At 58.5% G+C, this 19,958-nt stretch carries 14 protein-coding genes and 1 tRNA gene; 10 read left to right on the plus strand and 5 right to left on the minus strand.

The genetic code is table 11. The annotated features are described in order from the left end of the window. Positions 1 to 56 precede the first annotated feature (56 nt). The 3 genes from dnaG (at position 57) to B2590_RS11510 (ending at position 4,012) form a co-directional block, all read left to right on the plus strand. On the plus strand, positions 57 to 1,790 hold the full coding sequence (gene dnaG / locus B2590_RS11500; RefSeq protein ID WP_036203211.1) for a DNA primase: 1,734 nt from the start codon (positions 57 to 59) through the stop codon (positions 1,788 to 1,790). Between the two features lie 180 nt (positions 1,791 to 1,970). Continuing rightward, entirely contained in the window at positions 1,971 to 3,821 is a 1,851-nt protein-coding gene (gene rpoD / locus B2590_RS11505; RefSeq protein ID WP_075195716.1) for an RNA polymerase sigma factor RpoD, read from the plus strand. A 114-nt stretch (positions 3,822 to 3,935) separates the two neighbouring features. Further along, positions 3,936 to 4,012 (plus strand) — tRNA-Ile (locus B2590_RS11510). Positions 4,013 to 4,029: 17 nt separating this feature from the next. On the opposite strand, the gene B2590_RS11515 is transcribed toward B2590_RS11510, so the two are convergent. Both B2590_RS11515 and B2590_RS11520 read right to left on the minus strand, forming a co-directional pair. After that, positions 4,030 to 4,362 (minus strand): tRNA-binding protein, encoded by a 333-nt coding sequence (locus tag B2590_RS11515; RefSeq protein WP_036203207.1) that lies wholly within the window; start codon positions 4,360 to 4,362, stop codon positions 4,030 to 4,032. Between the two features lie 34 nt (positions 4,363 to 4,396). After that, the gene (locus B2590_RS11520; protein WP_075195717.1) at positions 4,397 to 5,077 is read right to left on the minus strand and encodes a glutathione S-transferase family protein; all 681 of its coding nucleotides are present in this window, start codon (positions 5,075 to 5,077) and stop codon (positions 4,397 to 4,399) included. Positions 5,078 to 5,187: 110 nt separating this feature from the next. On the opposite strand from B2590_RS11520, the gene B2590_RS11525 reads away from it, so the two are divergent. The 6 genes from B2590_RS11525 to B2590_RS11550 all read left to right on the plus strand — a co-directional run bounded on the left by B2590_RS11525 (position 5,188) and on the right by B2590_RS11550 (position 14,082). Beyond that, complete coding sequence (locus tag B2590_RS11525) at positions 5,188 to 5,424, plus strand: TIGR02647 family protein (protein WP_036203201.1); 237 nt, start codon at positions 5,188 to 5,190, stop codon at positions 5,422 to 5,424. 162 nt (positions 5,425 to 5,586) lie between these two features. Further along, positions 5,587 to 6,177: a PEP-CTERM sorting domain-containing protein gene (locus B2590_RS11530; RefSeq protein ID WP_036203196.1), complete on the plus strand. Its 591-nt coding sequence runs from the start codon at positions 5,587 to 5,589 to the stop codon at positions 6,175 to 6,177. Positions 6,178 to 6,519: 342 nt separating this feature from the next. Further along, positions 6,520 to 7,857 (plus strand): alkane uptake protein AupA, encoded by a 1,338-nt coding sequence (gene aupA, locus B2590_RS11535; RefSeq protein ID WP_075195718.1) that lies wholly within the window; start codon positions 6,520 to 6,522, stop codon positions 7,855 to 7,857. Between the two features lie 13 nt (positions 7,858 to 7,870). Next, positions 7,871 to 11,026, plus strand: coding sequence for an Ig-like domain-containing protein (locus tag B2590_RS11540; protein ID WP_286809940.1), 3,156 nt, complete (start codon positions 7,871 to 7,873; stop codon positions 11,024 to 11,026). 279 nt (positions 11,027 to 11,305) lie between these two features. Continuing rightward, positions 11,306 to 13,600 (plus strand): molybdopterin-dependent oxidoreductase, encoded by a 2,295-nt coding sequence (locus B2590_RS11545; protein WP_075195720.1) that lies wholly within the window; start codon positions 11,306 to 11,308, stop codon positions 13,598 to 13,600. Positions 13,601 to 13,620: 20 nt separating this feature from the next. After that, the gene (locus B2590_RS11550; RefSeq protein WP_036203189.1) at positions 13,621 to 14,082 is read left to right on the plus strand and encodes a DUF2489 domain-containing protein; all 462 of its coding nucleotides are present in this window, start codon (positions 13,621 to 13,623) and stop codon (positions 14,080 to 14,082) included. A gap of 336 nt (positions 14,083 to 14,418) precedes the next feature. Here B2590_RS11550 and B2590_RS11555 read toward each other — a convergent pair whose 3' ends face one another. The 3 genes from B2590_RS11555 to B2590_RS11565 form a co-directional block, all read right to left on the minus strand. After that, on the minus strand, positions 14,419 to 15,783 hold the full coding sequence (locus tag B2590_RS11555) for an HDOD domain-containing protein (protein ID WP_036203187.1): 1,365 nt from the start codon (positions 15,781 to 15,783) through the stop codon (positions 14,419 to 14,421). A gap of 129 nt (positions 15,784 to 15,912) precedes the next feature. Beyond that, a complete protein-coding gene (recG, locus tag B2590_RS11560; protein ID WP_075195721.1) occupies positions 15,913 to 17,988 on the minus strand; it encodes an ATP-dependent DNA helicase RecG in 2,076 nt (691 codons plus the stop codon). Between the two features lie 8 nt (positions 17,989 to 17,996). After that, on the minus strand, positions 17,997 to 18,956 hold the full coding sequence (locus tag B2590_RS11565; protein ID WP_041332640.1) for a hydrogen peroxide-inducible genes activator: 960 nt from the start codon (positions 18,954 to 18,956) through the stop codon (positions 17,997 to 17,999). An 89-nt stretch (positions 18,957 to 19,045) separates the two neighbouring features. On the opposite strand from B2590_RS11565, the gene B2590_RS11570 reads away from it, so the two are divergent. Then, positions 19,046 to 19,918, plus strand: coding sequence for an NAD-dependent epimerase/dehydratase family protein (locus B2590_RS11570; protein WP_075195722.1), 873 nt, complete (start codon positions 19,046 to 19,048; stop codon positions 19,916 to 19,918). Positions 19,919 to 19,958 lie beyond the last annotated feature (40 nt).

Below are 19,958 nucleotides of genomic sequence, written 5' to 3' on the forward strand. Positions count from 1 at the left end.
GCGGCATTTTTGGCTGTACTTCCAGGCCCGGCACTTTCCGCGCGACCGGAGACATCATGAGTGGACTGATCCCGCAACGCTTTGTTGAAGACCTGCTCGACCGGATAGACCTGGCGGAGCTGATCGGATCACGTATCACCCTGAAAAAGGCCGGCGGCAACTACAAGGCCCGCTGCCCCTTCCATGATGAGAAAACGCCGTCTTTCAACGTTCGGCCGGACAAGGGCTTTTACCACTGTTTTGGCTGTGGCGCCCACGGCGATGCCATCAGCTTTGTCCGCGAGTTCGATGGCCTGGGCTTTACCGACGCGGTAGAGGAACTGGCCCGCCGAGCCGGCATGGAAGTGCCCTACGACCAGAGCGCGCGCCAGGAAATGCAGCAGGCGCGAACACTGACGGACGCCCTGGATTACGCCAGCCGCTTCTATCAGTCCGCCCTGAAGGGCCAACAAGGTGAATTCGCCCGGGACTACCTCAAACAGAGAGGCCTGGACGACAGCATTATTGAACAGTACCAGCTGGGCTACGCCCCTGGCACCGGCACCGCCCTGTTCGATAGCGCCAGCAAGGACCTGCAGGGGCCATTGGTTGAAACCGGCACGGTCTCCGACAAGTATGGCCGGCCACGGGATCTGTTCCGCAACCGGGTGATGTTTCCGATCCGCAACAGTCGCGGTCGGACCATTGCGTTCGGCGGGCGCACACTGGGTGATGACAAGGCCAAGTACATCAACTCTCCGGAGTCTGATGTGTTCCATAAAAGCCGCGAAATCTACGGCCTTTATGAAGCCAAACAGTCGATCCGCCAACTCGACAGGCTGCTGGTGGTGGAAGGCTACATGGATGTCATTGCGCTCGCGCAGAACGGCATCCACTTTGCCGTGGCCACGCTGGGCACAGCCACGAACCAGGACAGCCTGTCGGCACTGCTGAAGCAGGTACGGCATCTGGTGTTCTGTTTTGACGGCGACCAGGCCGGTTACCGGGCGGCCGACAAGGCCCTGGAGAATGCTCTGGAATTGCTGACCGACGGCCTTCATCTGCAGTTCCTGATGATGCCGGACGGTGAAGACCCGGACACACTGGTGCGCAAGGAGGGCCCCGACGCGTTCCAGGAACGCATCAACGGCGCCACGCCCCTGTCTCGCTACCTGTTCAACCGGCAAAGCGAAGGGCTGGACCTGACGCTGCCGGAAGACCGGGGTGAGCTGAAGGCACGGGTAGAACCGCTGCTGAAGAAAATGCCCAGGAGCACCCTCAGGGATGCCATGTGGCATGAAATGCTGCGGCTGTGCGGCAACAACCGGGGCGACTGGCAGAACCGCCGCCAGCCAAACGGCAAGGGCGGATACGGCGAACGCCGGGTGCAGGAACAACGGATTGACGTAAAACTCAGCAAGGATACCCAGCTTTGTCTGGCCCTGCTTGAAGCGCCGGACATGGCCAGCGAAATTGCTGAACTTTGCCGCAGCAGCCGCCAATACCGGCAGGCAGGCCAGTTCGCCGGCTGGATCCTGGAGCACGCCATCAAAGACCGGCGCTCCCTGGTCCGCGAACTGGCAACGGATAACCGCGCCAGAGAACAGTTTTACAGCCTGTTCGATGGCATTGAACACATCCCCGCACGGGAACAGACCCTGGCTGGCGCCAGGGAAATGCTTAACCCGAACCGGGAAGTGGCGCGCAAGCAGCGGTTGGCGTCTCTGCTATCGGAAAAGCGTAGCCTGGCAGACCTTAGCGCTGAAGAGCGGCAGGAGCTGAAGGCACTGACCGGACAGAATGACGACTGACCAGCGCCAGGAAACAGAGCCGGCGGGCCAAAAAACGCAATAACTGCCGCCGGAAACGGCACTGCACTTGAAACTTGCAGTATTGATCACCATCTAACCATCCGGTGGCAGAGCAACCGCGCGACAGCTATAATGGCTGTTTCACTTTTTTCCTTTTACCAGCGAGTTCACAGGGTGTCTATGTCAGGCAATTCGCAGAAATCACGTCTTAAAGACCTCATTGCACGAGGCAAGGAACAAGGTTACCTGACTTACGCCGAGGTAAACGACCACCTCCCGGAAGACATTGCTGACCCGGACCAGGTCGAAGACATCATTCGCATGATCAACGACATGGGCATCCAGGTGTCTGAAGTGGCACCGGACGCAGACACGCTGCTGATGACCGACGGCGACTCCACCGCTGACGAAGCAGCGGCCGCTGAAGCCGCTGCGGCACTCGCAGCCGTGGAATCCGACGCTGGCCGCACCACGGACCCGGTCCGCATGTACATGCGCGAAATGGGCACCGTGGAGCTGCTGACCCGCGAAGGCGAAATTGTCATTGCCAAGCGCATCGAGGAAGGTATCCGCGATGTCATGGCCGCCGTGGCCCACTTTCCCGGCATCACCGGTACCGTTATCCAGGCCTACGACCGCATCATCGAGAACGAAGGCCGCCTCAGCGACATCGTCTCCGGCTTCCTCGACCCCGACGGCGCCGAGCCGTTCATGGAGGAAGACACTACCCCGGACACGTCCAGCACCTCGGACGATTCATCCGACGACGATAATGACGATGACGACAGCGAAGAAGAAACCGAAAGCGGTCCGGATCCGGAAGAAACCCGTCTACGTTTTGAGCTGCTGAAAGAAAAGCTCGATGCCGCCGACGCAAGCCTGGCCAAACACGGCCGCGGCCACAAGAAAACCCAGGAAGCCCTGAACGAACTGGGCCAGGTATTTGCCCCGTTCAAGCTGGGCAACAAGGCGTTTGACGAACTGGTGAACGTCGTTCGCTCCACCAACGATCTGGTGCGGGAGAACGAGCGGGCGATCATGAAAATCTGCGTACGCGAGTGCAAGATGCCGCGTAAGGATTTCATCAAGTCGTTCCCCGGTAACGAAACCAGCCTGGACTGGGCCGAGAAGATGTCCAAGGGCAAAAAGCCCTATGCACCGCTGATTGCTGAGCGCATCGACGAAATTGTCCGCCTGCAGAAGCGCATTGCCAATATCCAGACCGAAGTGGACCTGGACGTTTCCGACATCAAGGAAATCAACCGCCGCGTTTCCATCGGCGAAGCCAAGGCCCGCCGTGCCAAGAAGGAAATGGTGGAAGCCAACCTGCGTCTGGTTATCTCCATTGCCAAGAAGTACACCAACCGCGGCCTGCAGTTCCTCGATCTGATTCAGGAAGGCAACATCGGCCTGATGAAGGCGGTCGACAAATTCGAGTATCGCCGTGGCTACAAGTTCTCCACCTACGCCACCTGGTGGATTCGTCAGGCCATCACCCGCTCCATCGCGGACCAGGCACGCACCATCCGCATTCCGGTGCACATGATCGAAACCATCAACAAGCTCAACCGCATCTCCCGTCAGATGCTGCAGGAGATGGGCCGCGAGCCCACGCCGGAAGAGCTGGGCGAGCGCATGGAAATGCCCGAGGACAAGATCCGCAAGGTACTGAAGATCGCCAAGGAACCGATCTCCATGGAAACCCCGATCGGTGATGACGAAGACAGCCACCTGGGCGACTTCATTGAAGATATCCAGGCCCTGTCACCTGTTGACTCCGCTACCGCTGAAGGCCTGCGCGAAGCTACCCGCTCCGTGCTCTCCGGCCTGACCGCGCGCGAGTCCAAGGTGCTGCGCATGCGCTTCGGTATCGAAATGAACACCGACCACACCCTGGAAGAAGTGGGCAAGCAGTTTGACGTAACCCGCGAGCGAATCCGCCAGATCGAAGCCAAGGCCCTGCGCAAACTGCGCCATCCTTCCCGCTCCGATCACCTGCGCGGCTTCATTGACGATCAGGGCAACGGATAACACCACAACAGTAGCGGGCGCCATCCCTCACCGGTATAATGGCGCCCGCTTTGTTGCTCCCGCCCGGAAGCGACACCCCAAAAAGCAAACCTTTAAGCAGCATCCGCTGAAAAAGGGCCTATAGCTCAGTTGGTTAGAGCAGAGGACTCATAATCCTTTGGTCCCTGGTTCGAGTCCAGGTGGGCCCACCATTCCCCCAGTTTTACCTTCAGATAAGCCTCTGCCCATTACTCACCTTGTGATCCGTGCTTACCAGGGTTATCGCCCCCTCATCATTCTTGATCCCAGTCACCAGGCACTCGGACATAAATTTGCCAATCTGTTTTGGCGGGAAGTTTGTCACGGCGAGCACCTGTTTACCCAATAACGTCTCAGGATCGTACAGGTCGGTAATCTGCGCACTGGATTTTCGGATGCCCACTTCCGGGCCGAAATCGACTTTCAACTTGTACGCCGGCCTGCGGGCTTCCGGAAATTCGTTTACCTCGATGATGGTGCCGATGCGCAGCTCTACGTTCTCAAAGTCTTCCCAACTGATCATGCCTGGTGAGTCCTCTGTCTGTTAAAGAAAGTGGCTATTGTCTGTGGTCCGCGAGCAAGGTGCCGACGGTGAACGCGATGTCCTCGTGTTCGGTGTCTCGCCACGGTTCCGCGAGGGATTCGGCTTCCCACTGCTGCATACTGCCTAACGCCAGAACCCTCTCAACGTAGGCAGCGGCGCCTTCGCTCAGGTCCAGCCCGTAGGTGCGTACCCGATAGACGACAGGGGCAAAGAAGGCATCCACAGCGCTAAAGCGGTCACCGGCGAGGAACGGGCCACCGAACTGCTGCAGGCCATGGGACCACAGGCTGTCGATGCGGTCGACATCCTTTTGCAGGCCCTCACTGACCGTGTTCATGCGGATACGCAGGCCCACGTTCATGCTGCAGATATCCCGTAGCGACTGGAACCCGGAATGCATTTCAGCAGCAGCACAGCGAGCCCAGGCGCGGGCCTTTACGTTTTTGGGCCAGACGCCCTCGTGACGCTCGGCCAGATACTCAATGATGGCCAGCGAGTCCCATACGGTTGTGCTTTCATCCGTGAGGCAGGGTACCTTGCCGCTGGGGCTCAGGCGCCTGTAAGCCTGCCAGGTGGGCTCATCACCAAACACAATGAGCTGCTCATTAAACTCAATGCCCAGCTCCTTCATCAGGACCCAAGGGCGTAACGACCATGACGAGTAGTTCTTGTTCGCAATATGAAGGGTGTACATCCCTGTCTCCATCCAGGTGGGGTGGTTTATCCGGAAATCAGTTTTGCCGAATACCGTGGCTTCGTATACAACTACACTAAGACCATTAAAAATAACACAAGGAACGCACCATGCCTTTCTCTTCCGACCACATTGATGAACTCAACCTGCTGGCGATGTTCGATCTGTCTTCCGCGCAGGAGGGCATCAAGGTTCACCAGCATTCAGCTGCACCGGAGATGGTGACCGCGGCTGAACGCCTACACCAGAAGGGGCTGATCACTCAGAAGGATGGCGGTTACCTGACAAGTCTGGGCAGTGAAATGGCGGAGCATGCGCAGAAGGTGCTATCGGTGCTGACCAGTTGACACTGGCATCGTGACTCCGGGAATGTCAGCTTTTCTTACACTATCAAACCGAGTCGGAAACTGCGCTTTGCCTATGTATCGGTAACAACGATGATTTTGGACTGTGGCACCTTTAATGCTGTGATTCTCCCGTAGTAAGGAATATCACCGGGAGTAGCAAAAATGAACACGAGAACTAAGTTTTGGCCACTGGTGGCTGGAACGCTGACATCCGCATTACTGATGTCAGGTTATGCTGTCGCGGCACCCATCAAATGTGATGATGCCTATAACTATATGCAGATGGACGATTCGCAGGCCACAGCATGCCTGGCGTCCGGCAAGAACAACCCGAGCTTTACCGGCAACCCTGCCAATGACATTTTTCTTAACAACGCCGCAGGAACGGGTTATCAGTTTGTGGAGAAATCTGAAAACGCAGGGAACCCCACAGCACTTTACAATCTGGAGTACGGACAGACCGACAGCACCGGCACCTGGGAATTCGATAGCAGCCTTTGGGACTCATACAGCACTATTGCAATCGGCTTCAAATTTGGTGGCGGAAACAAGGCTGACAACTGGTTCGTTTATGAACTTAACTCCCTCGTCTCCTCTGGAGACTGGGCGTACTTCGGCAAGGGTAATGGCCTGTCTCACGTGAGCCTTTACGGCAAGGGCTCTGTTACCGTGCCCGAACCTGGCTCACTGGCGCTGCTGGGCATTGGCATCATCGGCCTGACACTGGTTGGTCGAAAACGCCGCGCGAACTGAAACGTCGAGTTTCAATACACATTAGCGCAGTATTCAAAGGCTCCCGGAAGGGAGCCTTTTTTATGCCCGCAGAAAACCTGCAACAGTTCACAACTCTTCGTTACAGAAATAAACACCTTCCGGCCTGATAAGACTCTGTATTTCCTTCATTTTTAAACCATCTTTAACTAGAGGGTGGTCGTTTCGACACCAAAAGCTGTCAAAGAAGCCAACGTCCCGATAAGACAAGAGCACTACACTGCTTTTCGAACAAATGTACCAACAATAATTGCCAGCCCTGTTACCCGACTCCGGGGGCACGGCAAAGGTCCATAACAAAGACAAACAAATGGAGTGTGTTTCATGGTTTCAACCTCCCGCTTTTCCCTGCGTGCGATGACACTCGCCGTTGTAGCCGCCTCGGCCGGTTTTTCATTGAATGCCTCTGCCAGTATGGGCAATATCGGTACAACCTATGGCGTGATGCCCGTGGACGTGGCTACCGCACAGTCCCTGTCGATGTTCAACGAGCATGTGTCAGCCACCTATTACAATCCGTCCTATCTGACCAGTGACGAGCGTGGCGAGCTGACCGGCGGCATCCTTCACGCGGAGCAGGAATTGCGCTCCAGCCGTTCCGATGCAGACGGCGATATCATTTCGGATTCGCCGAGCCAGCACGTCCTGATCGGCATGAAAACCAACCTGGCGTCCCTGACCCGCTTCGATCACCCGATTTACCTGGGCTTCATCGCAGGCGTTGAGAAGTATGGTAAGGAAATGCTGGCATTCTCCTCGGAAACCTCCGAAACCGGGCAGTACCTGCAATATGGCAAGGAACCCCTGTTCCTGAACATTGGTGGTGCCACCCCCCTCTGGCGGGGCATCTCAGGCGGTTTTTCGGTGCGTGTCACTCTGGAAGCAGCCGCTCAACTGGATGCCGTTTCAACACTTGGCGGTGAAACCAGCCGCGAGCGACTGGCGGTTAACGCCGAGCCCTCGCTGAAGTCCATCCTTGGCACCACCATCAAGTGGGGCGATACTTTCTGTCCGGACAGTGACTGTTTCCTCGACGGCTGGGAAAGCGCGATCACCTATCGCACCAAGTCATCCGCTTCGACGTCTGTAGACTCCAACATTATCGTTACACAGACCATCCCCGACCCGGGCCTGAGCCTTGCGGTGGCTACTATCGATTCCTTCCAACCGGAAACCTTTGCCATCGGCACCCAGTACAAGGGTGACGGCTGGCGCATCGGCGGTAGCATTGAGCAGCAGAACTGGTCTGAACTGGAAGACGAGTTCGCCGGCGACACAATCAAGGATCAGGAGAATGTCAGCGCAGCCAATCGCATCCGTTTTGATGACATCCTGGTGCCTCGCATCGGCGCTGAATACCAGCTCAGCCGTCACTTTGCCGTCCGGGGCGGGCTGGCGTATGAGGAGTCTCCCCTCAAAACCACCCGCAACCCGGAGCTGAACTATCTGGACACCGACAAGATCGTGGCCGGGCTAGGCATCAGTGCAACCTATGAACGCACCCGTGTGCTGGCCTACCCGGTACGGCTGGATATCGGTTACCAATATCAGCAGCTGCAGGACCGGGATTTCACCATCGTCGACTATGACGGTAACGAACAGCAGGCAACCGCCGACGGTGACGTTCACGTTATCAGCGGCTCCATCACCCTGAAGTTCTGAGGAGAGGTTTGCCATGAAACACAACAATACATTGGCACTGATTCCCGCGATGTTCCTGGCAGCATGCGGCGGGGGTGATGAACAGACCATCGACGAGCCGACAACTCCGGGAGAGGTGGTTTACTCCTACCCGGCGGATGGCCAGAGCAACGTTAGCCCCAAGGCCGACATGGTGCTGCGCTTCTCCCATGCGCTGTCTGACAACGATGTTGCCAGCAAAATCCGCATCACCGATGGTAGCACCGACCTGAGCTTCACGGCCGAAAGCGTGGATGGTGGGCGCAGTCTGACATTGTCGCCACAGGGCGAACTCAGCCCGGGCGCCGACTACACCATTGAGTTTACCGAGGCATTGCAGGCGGAAGGCGGCCGTACGATTCCGACCCCCAATGCTTTTGGCCCGGAGGGCGTGCAGTTTTCAACACGGGGTGCATTCAGCGGCATCGCCGGGCTGGACAACCTGAGCCCCGAGTTCACAGTTGCGGAAATGATTCCCTCCGAGGGCAATGTATTCCAGCCCATGAACTTCTCAACGTTCCGACTGCAAATGACCCAGACCGTACACCCGGACTGGAAGGCGCTCGGTGGTGTCATTGAAATCACTGACAGCAACGCGAACGTGGTGCCGGCCACCGTTCTTGTGAAAGGCCGGGACATCACCATCGACCCCTGCCTGGCAGACTCGAAAGAGCGCTGTGGCCGCGAGGAGGACATACTCACCTCGGGCGAGACCTACACCGTGTCAGTCCGCAACCTGTCGAGTCTCCATGGCGGCACGCTGGACGACTTCAGCGAAACTATCACCCCACGCGACACCGGCCCAACCGTTGTGCTGTCCCAGCAAGTGGTGGATTCCGGTCTGAACGCCGGCGAGAGCGCCGCGAACACCCGCAAGTCTCGGCTAAACGGGCAAATCATCAACGGAATTACTCTGAACTCCGTACTGCAGGGCAATGCCGGGCCGTCCCAGCAAACCGGCGATCTGTTTGCAGAGCTCGCTTACGCACCGGCATTTACGGCGGATGAGCCCCTGCCACTGCGAGTTCCGAAAGGCAGCGTGCTAACCAGCAGCAGCCTGGATGTCCGTGTCAACGGTGAGGTGCCGGTTATAGATCCGGCAACCGGAAACATCCAGCAAACCGGTGACATCAAGGTGACCATGTTGTCGGACGCCACCGGTTACCTGATGCCAAACCCCTACACGGATAACATGAACGCGCCGCGCCACGTCAAACTGTTCATGGATGTTGCCATGAACACGGAAGAGGCGCAGCCCAATGCTTCGTTATCCCAGGACCTGCTTGGGGTGGAGCTGACCGGCATCGCGATCGTGGAAGACGGCGTTCTGACCATCGACGCCATCGGCATGGTGGAACCCAACCTGCTGGGCCAGGAATTCACCGATGCCACCATTGCCTTTCGCATCGAAGCCGCGACGGATTCCGAGTCCGCACTGGATGCTGCCGAACAACGGGACGAAGAACTGGCGGACAACACCGGCCCACAGTTAGTGAGCTGGATGCCAGGACCGGACGATGCCTTCCCGGGTGATCGTGATCAGATGCAGCGCCCTGGCGACCCGATCGTACTGAATTTTGACGAACCGCTGGACGCCGATACCATCGCCGATGGCATTGTGCTGGACGCGGCAGGCACACCGCTGACGGTTGGCGACAACACACTGGACGCCAAACTCGACGGAACCGCCCTGGTACTGAACCCGGTCGGAGGCCTGGAGCATGGTGTTGATTACACCGTGCAGATCGGCAACGCGTTGACCGACCTTGCAGGCAATGGTGTCACACCGCAGAACCTCAGCTTCGCCCTCCCTGACATTGGCGGCGGTTCAGTCCCACAGAGGTCACCTCTGGCGCTGACAACCTATCCCGGTTACCCATGCGTCACCACCGGGGTCAACCTAAGCCAAGATAGCCATGGGCAGTGTGTGGATAACGCACCTAATGGTCCTCGCGGGGACGAGTTGCCGGTAACTACCATGCCTACGGACCGCCCCATCGTGGTCGTGTTCTCCCAGTCCATGGATCTGGACTCCATCCGCAGCGGCGAGACGTTTGTGGTTGAGAGAGTGGACGAGAGCGGCGCTGCAATTGAAGCGGTATCCGGCCGGCTGGAGAAGAACAATCAACGGATTCGGTTTTACCCGGACGAGCCCTGGGAAATCGATAGCCTGTATCGTTATCGCATGAAATCCACTTCCGGAGGCCAATGCCAGACCGGAACCGAGGATTTCATCTGCGGCGCCAACGGTCTTGCCCTGCAAACCGATCTCCTGGTAAACCCTGAAGATGTTGGCGGGCCAAATATGGACATTTACTTCCGAGGTGGTGAAGCGCTAGATACAGTATTCACTCCCTTACGGAACCTGCCGATTCGGGATACAAACTCGAACTATGTGGTTGACTGCGACGCGCTGGGTTCCCAGGACTGCCTGGAGCCATTCGATCATGAAGTGGATCCAAACGATGCCAGCGAGTTCCTGCCGTCCGCCAATGCCGCAAAACTGAAATCAGCAGGCAACGCAACAATACTGCTAATGTCCACTCCGGCAAGAGTCGGGTGCCCGACCAACGGTGATGAATGCCCAGAGAATAAATTCATCTATCAGACCTATGGACTGAATACAGAGGTTATCGGCCCCTACATCGATCCGGACTCAGGAGAGCAGACCGGTGTAAGGGTACTCTTATACCCAACCATGCTCGCGACAACCTCTACCTCGGTTTACCTGCGGATTGCCGGCTTGATCACGCTGGAAGAACCGACTGGGCCACAGATCCTTCGGATGCGATACAACACGGAGACTTCCGAGGACAATCCACAAGGCTTGGTGGAAGGCGTTATTGTCGAGAATGATGATGGCCAGACCGAGTTCAGAACCGAAGCCCGCCTTCAGCTCGACGCCCCGCTGCTGGAACCACCCATTGGCGGACCACACGACCTGTACAGCAAACCGTTCACTCTTGAACTGAAAGGCGACATCAATTTCTTTGATGATGGCAGGATGCAAATAGAGCAAAGAAACACCAATCGTGTGCCGCTGACAGTCAACATAGAAAGCTTGGGGAACATTCCTCTGGAAATTCCAGCTGGCGGCGTTTACCTGAACTTCCTGTCCAACCCCATCAAGGAAATTCCAGCAGAGTACTAACTTCAGGCTCCGCTACTTATGGCCAGCCCTCGGGCTGGCCTTTTTTGTGGCCGGAAAGGCCATAAACCGGTTTTCCACTCTCCTGCGTTTCCTGCTAATCTGGTTGCCTGTTGAAACCAACTCCGAAGTCCGGGGCCAAGCGGGGACGGTGTTCCGAAACCGTGCGGAGCCATGGATGGCGGAGCCCGAGCGTTACAGGGACGTATTCAAAGCGTGTTTCGGAATACCGTCCCTGCTTGGCCATGCTCAGAACAATAACAACCAGTTTGGAGAGACCCCATGGAAAACGGCACCCACTACCGTACCTGCCATCTGTGTGAAGCCATGTGCGGCGTGGCCATCGAGGTCAGGGATGGCCACGTCGCCTCCATCAAGGGCGACGAGGACGATCCGCTGAGCCATGGCCACATCTGCCCCAAGGCCGTCGCCCTCCAGGACCTCCACGAAGACCCGGAGCGCCTGCGCAAACCGGTACGGCGCACCACCGACGGCTGGCAGGAAATGGAGTGGGACGAAGCCTTTGACCTGGTGGCCAGCCGACTGCACCGGGTACGCAAAGAGCACGGCCGCAACAGTATTGGCGCTTACCTCGGCAACCCCAACGTACACAATCACGGCTCGCTGGTGGCTACCATGCCATTCCTCCGGGCCCTGGGTACCCAGAACCGGTTCTCCGCCACCTCCAACGACCAATTGCCCCACATGCTGGCCAGCCTGGAAATGTTCGGGCACCAGATTCTCTTCCCGATACCGGACATCGACCGCACCGACCTGTTCATCTGCATTGGCGCCAATCCGATGGCCTCCAACGGCAGCCTGATGACCGTGCCGGACTTCCGTGGGCGACTCAAGGCACTCAAGGGCCGTGGCGGCAGGATGGTGGTCGTGGACCCACGCCGCACAGAGACCGGCAAACTGGCCGACGAGTTCCACTTCATTCGCCCTGGCACCGATGCCCTGCTGTTAATGGCCATGGTGCACACCCTGTTTGAAGAAGACCTGGTGAACCTCGGCCATGCAGAACAATGGACGAAAGACGTAGACTTGGTCCGGCTGGCCGCAATGGGCTTCACCCCCGAAGCCGTCAGCGAACAGACGGGCATGCCGGCTGCTGATATCCGCAACCTCGCGCGGCAACTGGCCACAACACCGAGGGCTGCGCTGTACACTCGCATGGGCACCAGTACCCAGGCCTTTGGCGGCGTTGCGACCTGGCTTGCCTACGTGCTCAATATCCTGACCGGGAAGCTGGACAGCACTGGCGGCATGATGTTCACGCAACCCGCGATTGATCTGATCGCACTCGGTGGCATGTCCGGCCAGAAGGGCCATTTCGGCAAGCGGTTCAGCCGGGTGAAAAAACTGCCTGAGTTTGCCGGCGAATACCCTTCAAGCACCATTGCCGATGAGATTCTCACGCCGGGCGAGGGCCAGATACGGGCATTCGTGACGGTGGCGGGCAACCCGGTGCTTTCAAGCCCCAACGGTGGACGGCTCGACGAGGCCTTCGGCGGCCTCGATTTCATGGTGTCGGTGGATTACTACCTCAATGAAACCACCCGTCATGCGGACGTCATACTGCCTCCCACCGCCGGGCTTGAACGCAGCCACTACGACCTGATCTTCAACATGTTTGCCGTTCGCAACACCGCCAAATACAGCCCTGCCCTGTTCGATGCGGGCAAAGACGCCCGCCACGACTGGCAGATACTGCTGGAACTGGCCCACCGTCTGGAGAAGAAGCGAAAAGGTGGCCGCCTGCCCCTGCGTTCCGAGATGGGTTGGCGTGCGTTCAAACAGATCGGGCCGGACCCGATCCTTGATCTTATGTTGCGGGCCGGGCCCTACGGAACCGACATCGGTCCTGCACGCGGCCTGGTCCAGCCCGCCATCGACCTGGTGATGGATATACTTCCGGAGCGCCATCCCCTGCGGGGTCTGGCAAAAATGAGCCCACTGAACCGCCACTGGCAGGACCTGCCCAAGGGGCTGTCCATCAGCGCCCTTAAGGAACTACCCAACGGTGTGGATCTCGGGCCACTTCGCCCATGCATGCCCGGCAGGTTGTTTACCCGCGACGGCAAGGTAAACCTCGCCCCACGCCGCTACTTACAGGATCTGGGGCGGCTCCATACCTTACTCACGGCACCGGCCTCCGACGGTCTGCTACTGATCGGGCGCCGGCACGTTCGCAGCAATAATTCCTGGATGCACAACAGCCAGCGGTTGGTGAAAGGCAAAGACCGCTGTACCCTGATGATCCATCCGAAAGATGCTGCTCGCTGTGGCCTTCAGGCTGGTGATTCCGCCGAGATTGGCTCCACCTCCGGGCAGATCGTATTGCCGGTGGAGATCACCGAGGATGTGATGGCGGGCGTGGTTTCAGTACCCCATGGCTGGGGCCACCATCGGAAGGGTACCGGGCAGAGTGTGGCGGTTGCCCACGCTGGCGCCAGCATAAACGACGTGTTGAGCGATCAGGAGATTGATCCGCTTGTTGGCACGTCCGTACTTAATGGGCAGACCGTGTCTGTAAAAGTCTGGCGTGCGGACCGCCAGCGTAAACAGGCCTGACATTCTCAAGGGAGACTTCTATGCCGCCGTGGCTTCAATGGACACTGATTATTGCCGGCCTGCTGGCCATCGCGCTGCTTGTCGCGTTTATCGGCCGCCAGTCCCGTGCCCTGCAGGACAGCAGGAGGCGGCAGGAGAAAGCAGAGTCTTTCCAGAAGGAACGCCGCGACAGCATGATTGAAAGTATCCGGGTATTGGCCATGGCGGTGGAAGAGAATCAGGTTGAATACTCCGAAGCCTGTCTGCGAATCAAGGGCCTATTGGACCACGTGGCACCGGAGTTGCTGGACCAGTCTCCTTTCCGGGTGTTCCAGGAAGTGCATGAGCAGATCCAGCACATGCCGACCCATCGCGCCCGCCAGGAAACAGATGCCCGCTTCGTGGAAAAGATGGACCGCGAGCGCCTGGCAGTCGAAAAGGAGCACGCCGACGCCATTCGCCGCGCCGCAACGGCCATTCGACACCATCCGTTCCAGGCCTGACCCTTACCAATATGAGTCTGACGCTCCAGTATTTTGTAACAGTTTGTAATCGAATTTCATCACTGAAGGTTTGATTAGCTTTACAAATCAATCTCTTCAGATGTCACGAAATTATGACGCCCGGCTCATTCACCAAACACCAACGTAGCCAGCTTTTATTTCACTCCATATTGGCTAAGTTTAAAAAAGCACGTTGCCACTACCGACCCTGCAACTGCTCACGTTGTTTTCTCCTGAACACGTTTGGTTTGATCTGCAACAAGCGGGTGAGCTTGCCGGCCTTCGGGCCGGCTTTTTTGCGGGGCTAAACTAGAGAGGTTTGGCGGTAGAGAGGACCTACTGATTCATCATCCCCGCCATCGCCATAATGCTGTCCTTGTTTCCTACCAGTTCATCAAACTGCGCTTCCACCTTTTCCCTGTTCAGACCGAGCGATTCGTAGAACGCGTCCGACACCTCTTCCCCCGCACCCAACGCAACACCGCGCTTGGTCAGCAGTTGCCGACTCAGCCAGAGCAGTTTGCTGTATACCGCGTGAGGGCCGTCGTAACCAGGATTCTTCTGGTTTCGGATTGCCAGACAGACCTCGTCGGGCATACCCCAGTTCTGCATCAGTTCCGCCGCAATCTGCTCCCGGGTCACGCCCAGAAGATAATGCTCAATCATTGAGGAGTCGAGATGGGGGTTTGCTTCCAGTGACCGGCACACCAACTTGAAATGGGGAGGAAACACCTGTGCCAGCACCAGGTAGCCAAAGTTGTGCAACAACCCCCCCAGGTACGCAAGACCAAAGATAGGACGTTCGCCACGAGGCATCATGCTGGCCAGGATACCGGCCGACTGAGCCTGCCATATTGCCTGTTGCCAGTAATCCACATAGCCTTCCGGATGATCCTGGGGCTGCTTCAGGGCACGCCCCAGAGACAGGCCCATGGCCAGGTTCATCACCAGGTCGAACCCCAGAATCCGAGAGACCGCGTCGTGCACAGAACGCACCTGCCCCGCCGCCGCATAAAAGGACGAGGACGCCCAACTGACCACCTGAGCCGCCAGGCTGGGGTCACTTTCCACGACATCCACCAGATCCCCCATCACAGCATTGGGGTTCACCCGCAGGTGAATAATGCGCTGGGCGGTCTCGGGTAGAGGAGGCAACTCAAGAGTGTCTTCCAGGCGCTGCTGAATGCGCAGCGAGGTAAACCGTCGAATGGCGGAATGCAGCTGGTCCCGGTCTTTTTCCGGGCTGTTGAGATTCACGGCAATGGTATCCCGCGCCACCGAAAACGAATGGCGGTCGGCCGCGACGGTGATTCCCCGGAACTCGTCGCCGGGCATGACCATACAAAGATTCTGCTCGCCCAGGACCAATGCCACGGACGCCAACTCATCCACCCGCGCGTCCACAATCGTGGGCCAGCCGGTCAGAGACGGTAAGGCGGGCAGCTCGGTCAGGCCAGAGCGCTCACGAACCCGGACCTGTTCCCGTCGCTTCATCACCCGCAGATCTCGCCCCAATTGTTTGTTCAGGGCACTGATATCGAGCAGGTCACCCTCGCGGCAAATGGCCTGGAGATTCCCCTCCTCATCCGTGAGCAACACCATTCGCAACAGTTCGTCGTCCCGGGCCTGGCTCACATCCCTAAGGGAAACGCCGGCAGCAGACTCACCCAACGCCTGCCTGACTACGACAGGTAGCTCCATAAGTTTCTCCCAAAATGTAGACGGTGCCCCGTTGGACACATTGGTTTCACTCAGTATAGGGCACAAACAGCGACCCAACTTTGACATCAGGTGGGTTTTCACACGATTTTTTCTACCGGCGCGGCGCAGTTACACGTCGCCGTAACGAATTCGTTCCCCCAACCAACGGCGAATCAAACCGTTCACCAACGCCGGCTGCTGCATCAGCGGCGGCGCCATTTCACGGATTGGCTCGATCCAGCCCTTGTCCCGTTCAAAGTCTGCCAGCCGGAACTGCATCATACCGGTCTGGCGGGTGCCTAACACTTCTCCTGGCCCGCGTATTTCCAGGTCTTTCTCGGCAATCACAAAACCGTCCTGACTGTCGCGCAGGGCCTGCAAACGCGCCTTGCCATTCAGCGATAATGGTGGATGGTACATCAACACGCAAAAACTGGCCTCTTCGCCCCGGCCAACCCTGCCCCGCAACTGGTGCAACTGCGCCAGGCCCAGGCGCTCCGGATTCTCGATGATAATCAGCGAGGCATTGGGCACATCCACCCCCACTTCAATTACGGTGGTCGCGACCAGAAGGTCGAGCTCGCCGTTCTTGAACTGTTCCATGACCGCTGCTTTTTCGGCCGCCTTGAGGCGACCATGAACAAGCCCCACCTTCAGATCTGGCAGACGTTCCGCCAGCTCCTGCGCAGTCACTTCCGCCGCCTGGCACTGCAGCGCTTCTGACTCCTCAATCAGCGTGCACACCCAGTATGCCTGCCGGCCTTCCTTGCAGGCCTTTCGTACCCTATCGGTCACATCGTCACGCCGGCTGTCGGGAATGGCGATGGTTTCGATAGGCTTGCGGCCGGGGGGCAGCTCATCAATCACCGACGTATCCAGGTCCGCATAGGCGCTCATGGCCAGCGTACGCGGAATCGGGGTCGCTGTCATAATCAACTGGTGTGGCGCCATGGTGCCGCCGACGCCCTTCTCCCGCAGGGCCAGCCGCTGATGCACGCCAAAACGGTGTTGTTCGTCCACAATCACCAGTGCCAGGCGACTGAACGCAACATCTTCCTGGAACAGGGCATGGGTACCTATCACCACGGTGGCTTCGCCACTGCCAACGGCCTCCAGAGTTTCCTTTCGTGCCTTGCCCTTAATCTTTCCCGACAGCCACGCCAACTGGATGCCAAGCGGCTCCAGCCAGCCGCGGAAATTCTGGTAGTGCTGTTCCGCCAGTATTTCCGTGGGCGCCATCAGCGCCACCTGGGCGCCAGCACCAATGGTCTGCAGTGCTGCCAGCGCCGCCACCACGGTTTTACCAGACCCCACGTCTCCCTGCACCAACCGCAACATGGGTACCGGCTGGCTGAGATCCTGGCGGATCTCGGTCATAACCTGTCGCTGTGCCCCGGTAAGGCTGAACGGAAGCAGATCAAGAAAACGTTCCGGCAGATCACCGGTTGGCAGTAACGGCAGCGCTTCCCGGGCCTGAACCTGTTGCCGTACCTGCAAAAGGCTTAGCTGGTGGGCCAGCAGCTCTTCCATAACCAGTCGCTGTTGGGCCGGGTGCCGCCCCTCCATCAACAGATGAACCGGCGCATTGGCCGGCGGCGAATGCACCAGCTCGACCGCTTCGGTGATACCCGGCAACTGGTAACTGGCGAGCAGTTCTTCCGGCAACCAGTCACGGATCGGGTAACGTTTGAGGTAGCCCAGCGCCTGCTGGCACAGAGCGCGCACTCGCGGCTGCTGAATGCCTTCTGTCAGGGGATAAACGGGCGTTAGCGTGGCCTCACCCTGCGCGGGCATCGGCGGCGGATTGACCTGGTATTCAGGGTGGTAGAATTCGTAACCGGCCCGCCCCGGCCGAACTTCGCCGAAACAACGCACCCTCGCGCCTTCCGTGAGTTGGTTCTTCTGGGCGGCATTGAAATGGAAGAAACGCATGACCACGAAGCCACTGTGATCCTTCAGGGTCACCTGCAGGCTTCGGCGCCGGCCCATCACCAGATCGGTTTTCATCACCTCGCCTTCCACCACCCCGACGTCGCCAATGCGCAGGTTGCCCATGGAGACAATGCGTGTGCGATCCTCGTATCGATGGGGAAGATGGAACAGCAAATCCTGCAGCGAACGGATGCCCAGCTTCGACAGCTTGTCGGCCAGGGCATTACCGACGCCCTTCAGGGTGGTAACGGCAATGTCGTCCAGTGACATCATGGCCTGGCTCAGGCGGTTGCGGCCGCAGCCGGGGTTTCAATCTTCGCTTTCTCAATTACCCGACACTGGCTGGCCGCCAGCGACAGCACATCAATCGCCTTTGGTCGTGGGAAAGTGACCCGCCAGGCCAACGCCACCGTGCGATAGGGTACTGGCGCCGCAAAAGGCCTGACCGCAAGTATGCTCTCGTCATACTGCATCGCCGTTGCAGCGGACAAAGGCAAAACGGTGATACCCAAACCAGAGGCGACCATGTGACGTATGGTCTCCAGAGAGCTGCCTTCAGTCACCAGTGACGGCGCCGCAGCACTCGGATTACGGGTGACCGCATCCACCAACGGCGGGCAGGATTCCAGCACCTGGTCACGGAAACAGTGGCCGGGGCCAAGCAGCAGCAACTGTTCCTTCGCCAACTCCTCGGCGGTCAGGCTGTCACGCTTGGTCAGTGGATGACCTCCCGGCAGCAGCACCACGAAAGGCTCGTCGTAGAGCGGCAGGGTAACGACCTCCGGCTCTTCAAACGGCAGTGCGATGATGATGGCGTCCAGTTCTGACTGGCGCAGTTTCTGCCGCAGTGTGGCGGTGTAGTTTTCCTCAATGTAGAGCGGCATGTCAGGCGCCGCGCGGCGCAGCTCCGGCAGCAGGTGTGGGAACAGGTAGGGGCCGATGGTGTAGATGGCACCCACCTTAAGGGGGGCATTGAGCTGGTTCTTGCCATCCTGAGCCATGTCACGGATAACACCCACCTGATCCAGGACCCGTTGGGCCTGGTCGATGATACGCTTGCCCGTTTCGGTGACCCGGATACTGTTTTTGCTACGCTCAAACAAGGGTATACCGAGTTCGTCCTCCAGTTTCTTGACGGCCACACTCAAGGTCGGCTGACTGACATGACAGCGCTCGGCGGCACGGCCAAAATGCCTTTCCCGGGCAAGGGTAACAACGTATCTTAACTCGGTCAGAGTCATGGCGGGCTCCGGTCAGAATTCGTCCAGGTCAGGGATCGTACAAACGTTCCGTTAATTTATTAGCCAAAGCATAAGGATTGATATTGTCTATGGCAATCACTGAGCACCAACAAACGCCAAGAATACTGGTTGCGGGCTGTGGCAAGCTCGGTGGCGCCATTGCCTCTCAGCTTACCGGAACGGCGCAGGTATACGGCCTACGGCGCAGTCCGGACAAGGTCCCGGAGGGCATCCAGGCGCTGGGGGCGGACCTCATGGTGCCGGAGCAGGTGCGTTCAGTACTGCCGGACAACCTCGACATTGTGGTTTATTGCCTCACGCCAGCAAGCTACGACAACGAGGGCTATCACAATGCCTACGTAAAGGGCCTGCGGAACCTGATCGACGCACTGGACGGGCGCCAGCTCACGCGGCTGGTGTTTATCGGTAGCAGCAGTGTCTACGCTCAGGACGACGATTCCTGGGTGGATGAGACCAGCCCAACCGACCCCACCCGATACAGTGGCCAGGCGATACTCGCGGGTGAGAGGGTCGCCCTGGAGAGCGGTAGTCCGGCAACCGTAATCCGTTTCAGTGGCATCTACGGCCCGTCGCGGGCGCGCTTCCTCGATGCCGTGATGAACGGCAACATGAACCCGACCTCTCCCGGCCCCTACAGCAATCGTATCCACGAAGCGGATGCGGCCGCGGCCACCTGCCATATCGTGGAGCGGGCACTCGCCGGCCAACCACTTGAAGACTGCTACCTTGCCAGTGATTGCGAGCCTGTGCGACTGGATGAGGTGGTGGCGTGGGTGCGTGAACAACTACCCTGTGCCAAGCCTGGCCCCGACGCCCGCCAGGGTGGTCGCGCAGGGAGCAAACGCTGCAACAACCAGCGGCTGCTGGACTCTGGTTTCCATTTCCGCTATCCGGACTTCCGGGTGGGCTACCAGGAGATGATTGCCGAAAAAACCCGGTAGGCCTGGCGAGCCCCCTACCATCGAGTAGGAGGGGGAGTTA

The organism is Marinobacter sp. UBA3604 (genome assembly GCF_002375325.1).
GTDB lineage: Bacteria > Pseudomonadota > Gammaproteobacteria > Pseudomonadales > Oleiphilaceae > Marinobacter > Marinobacter salarius.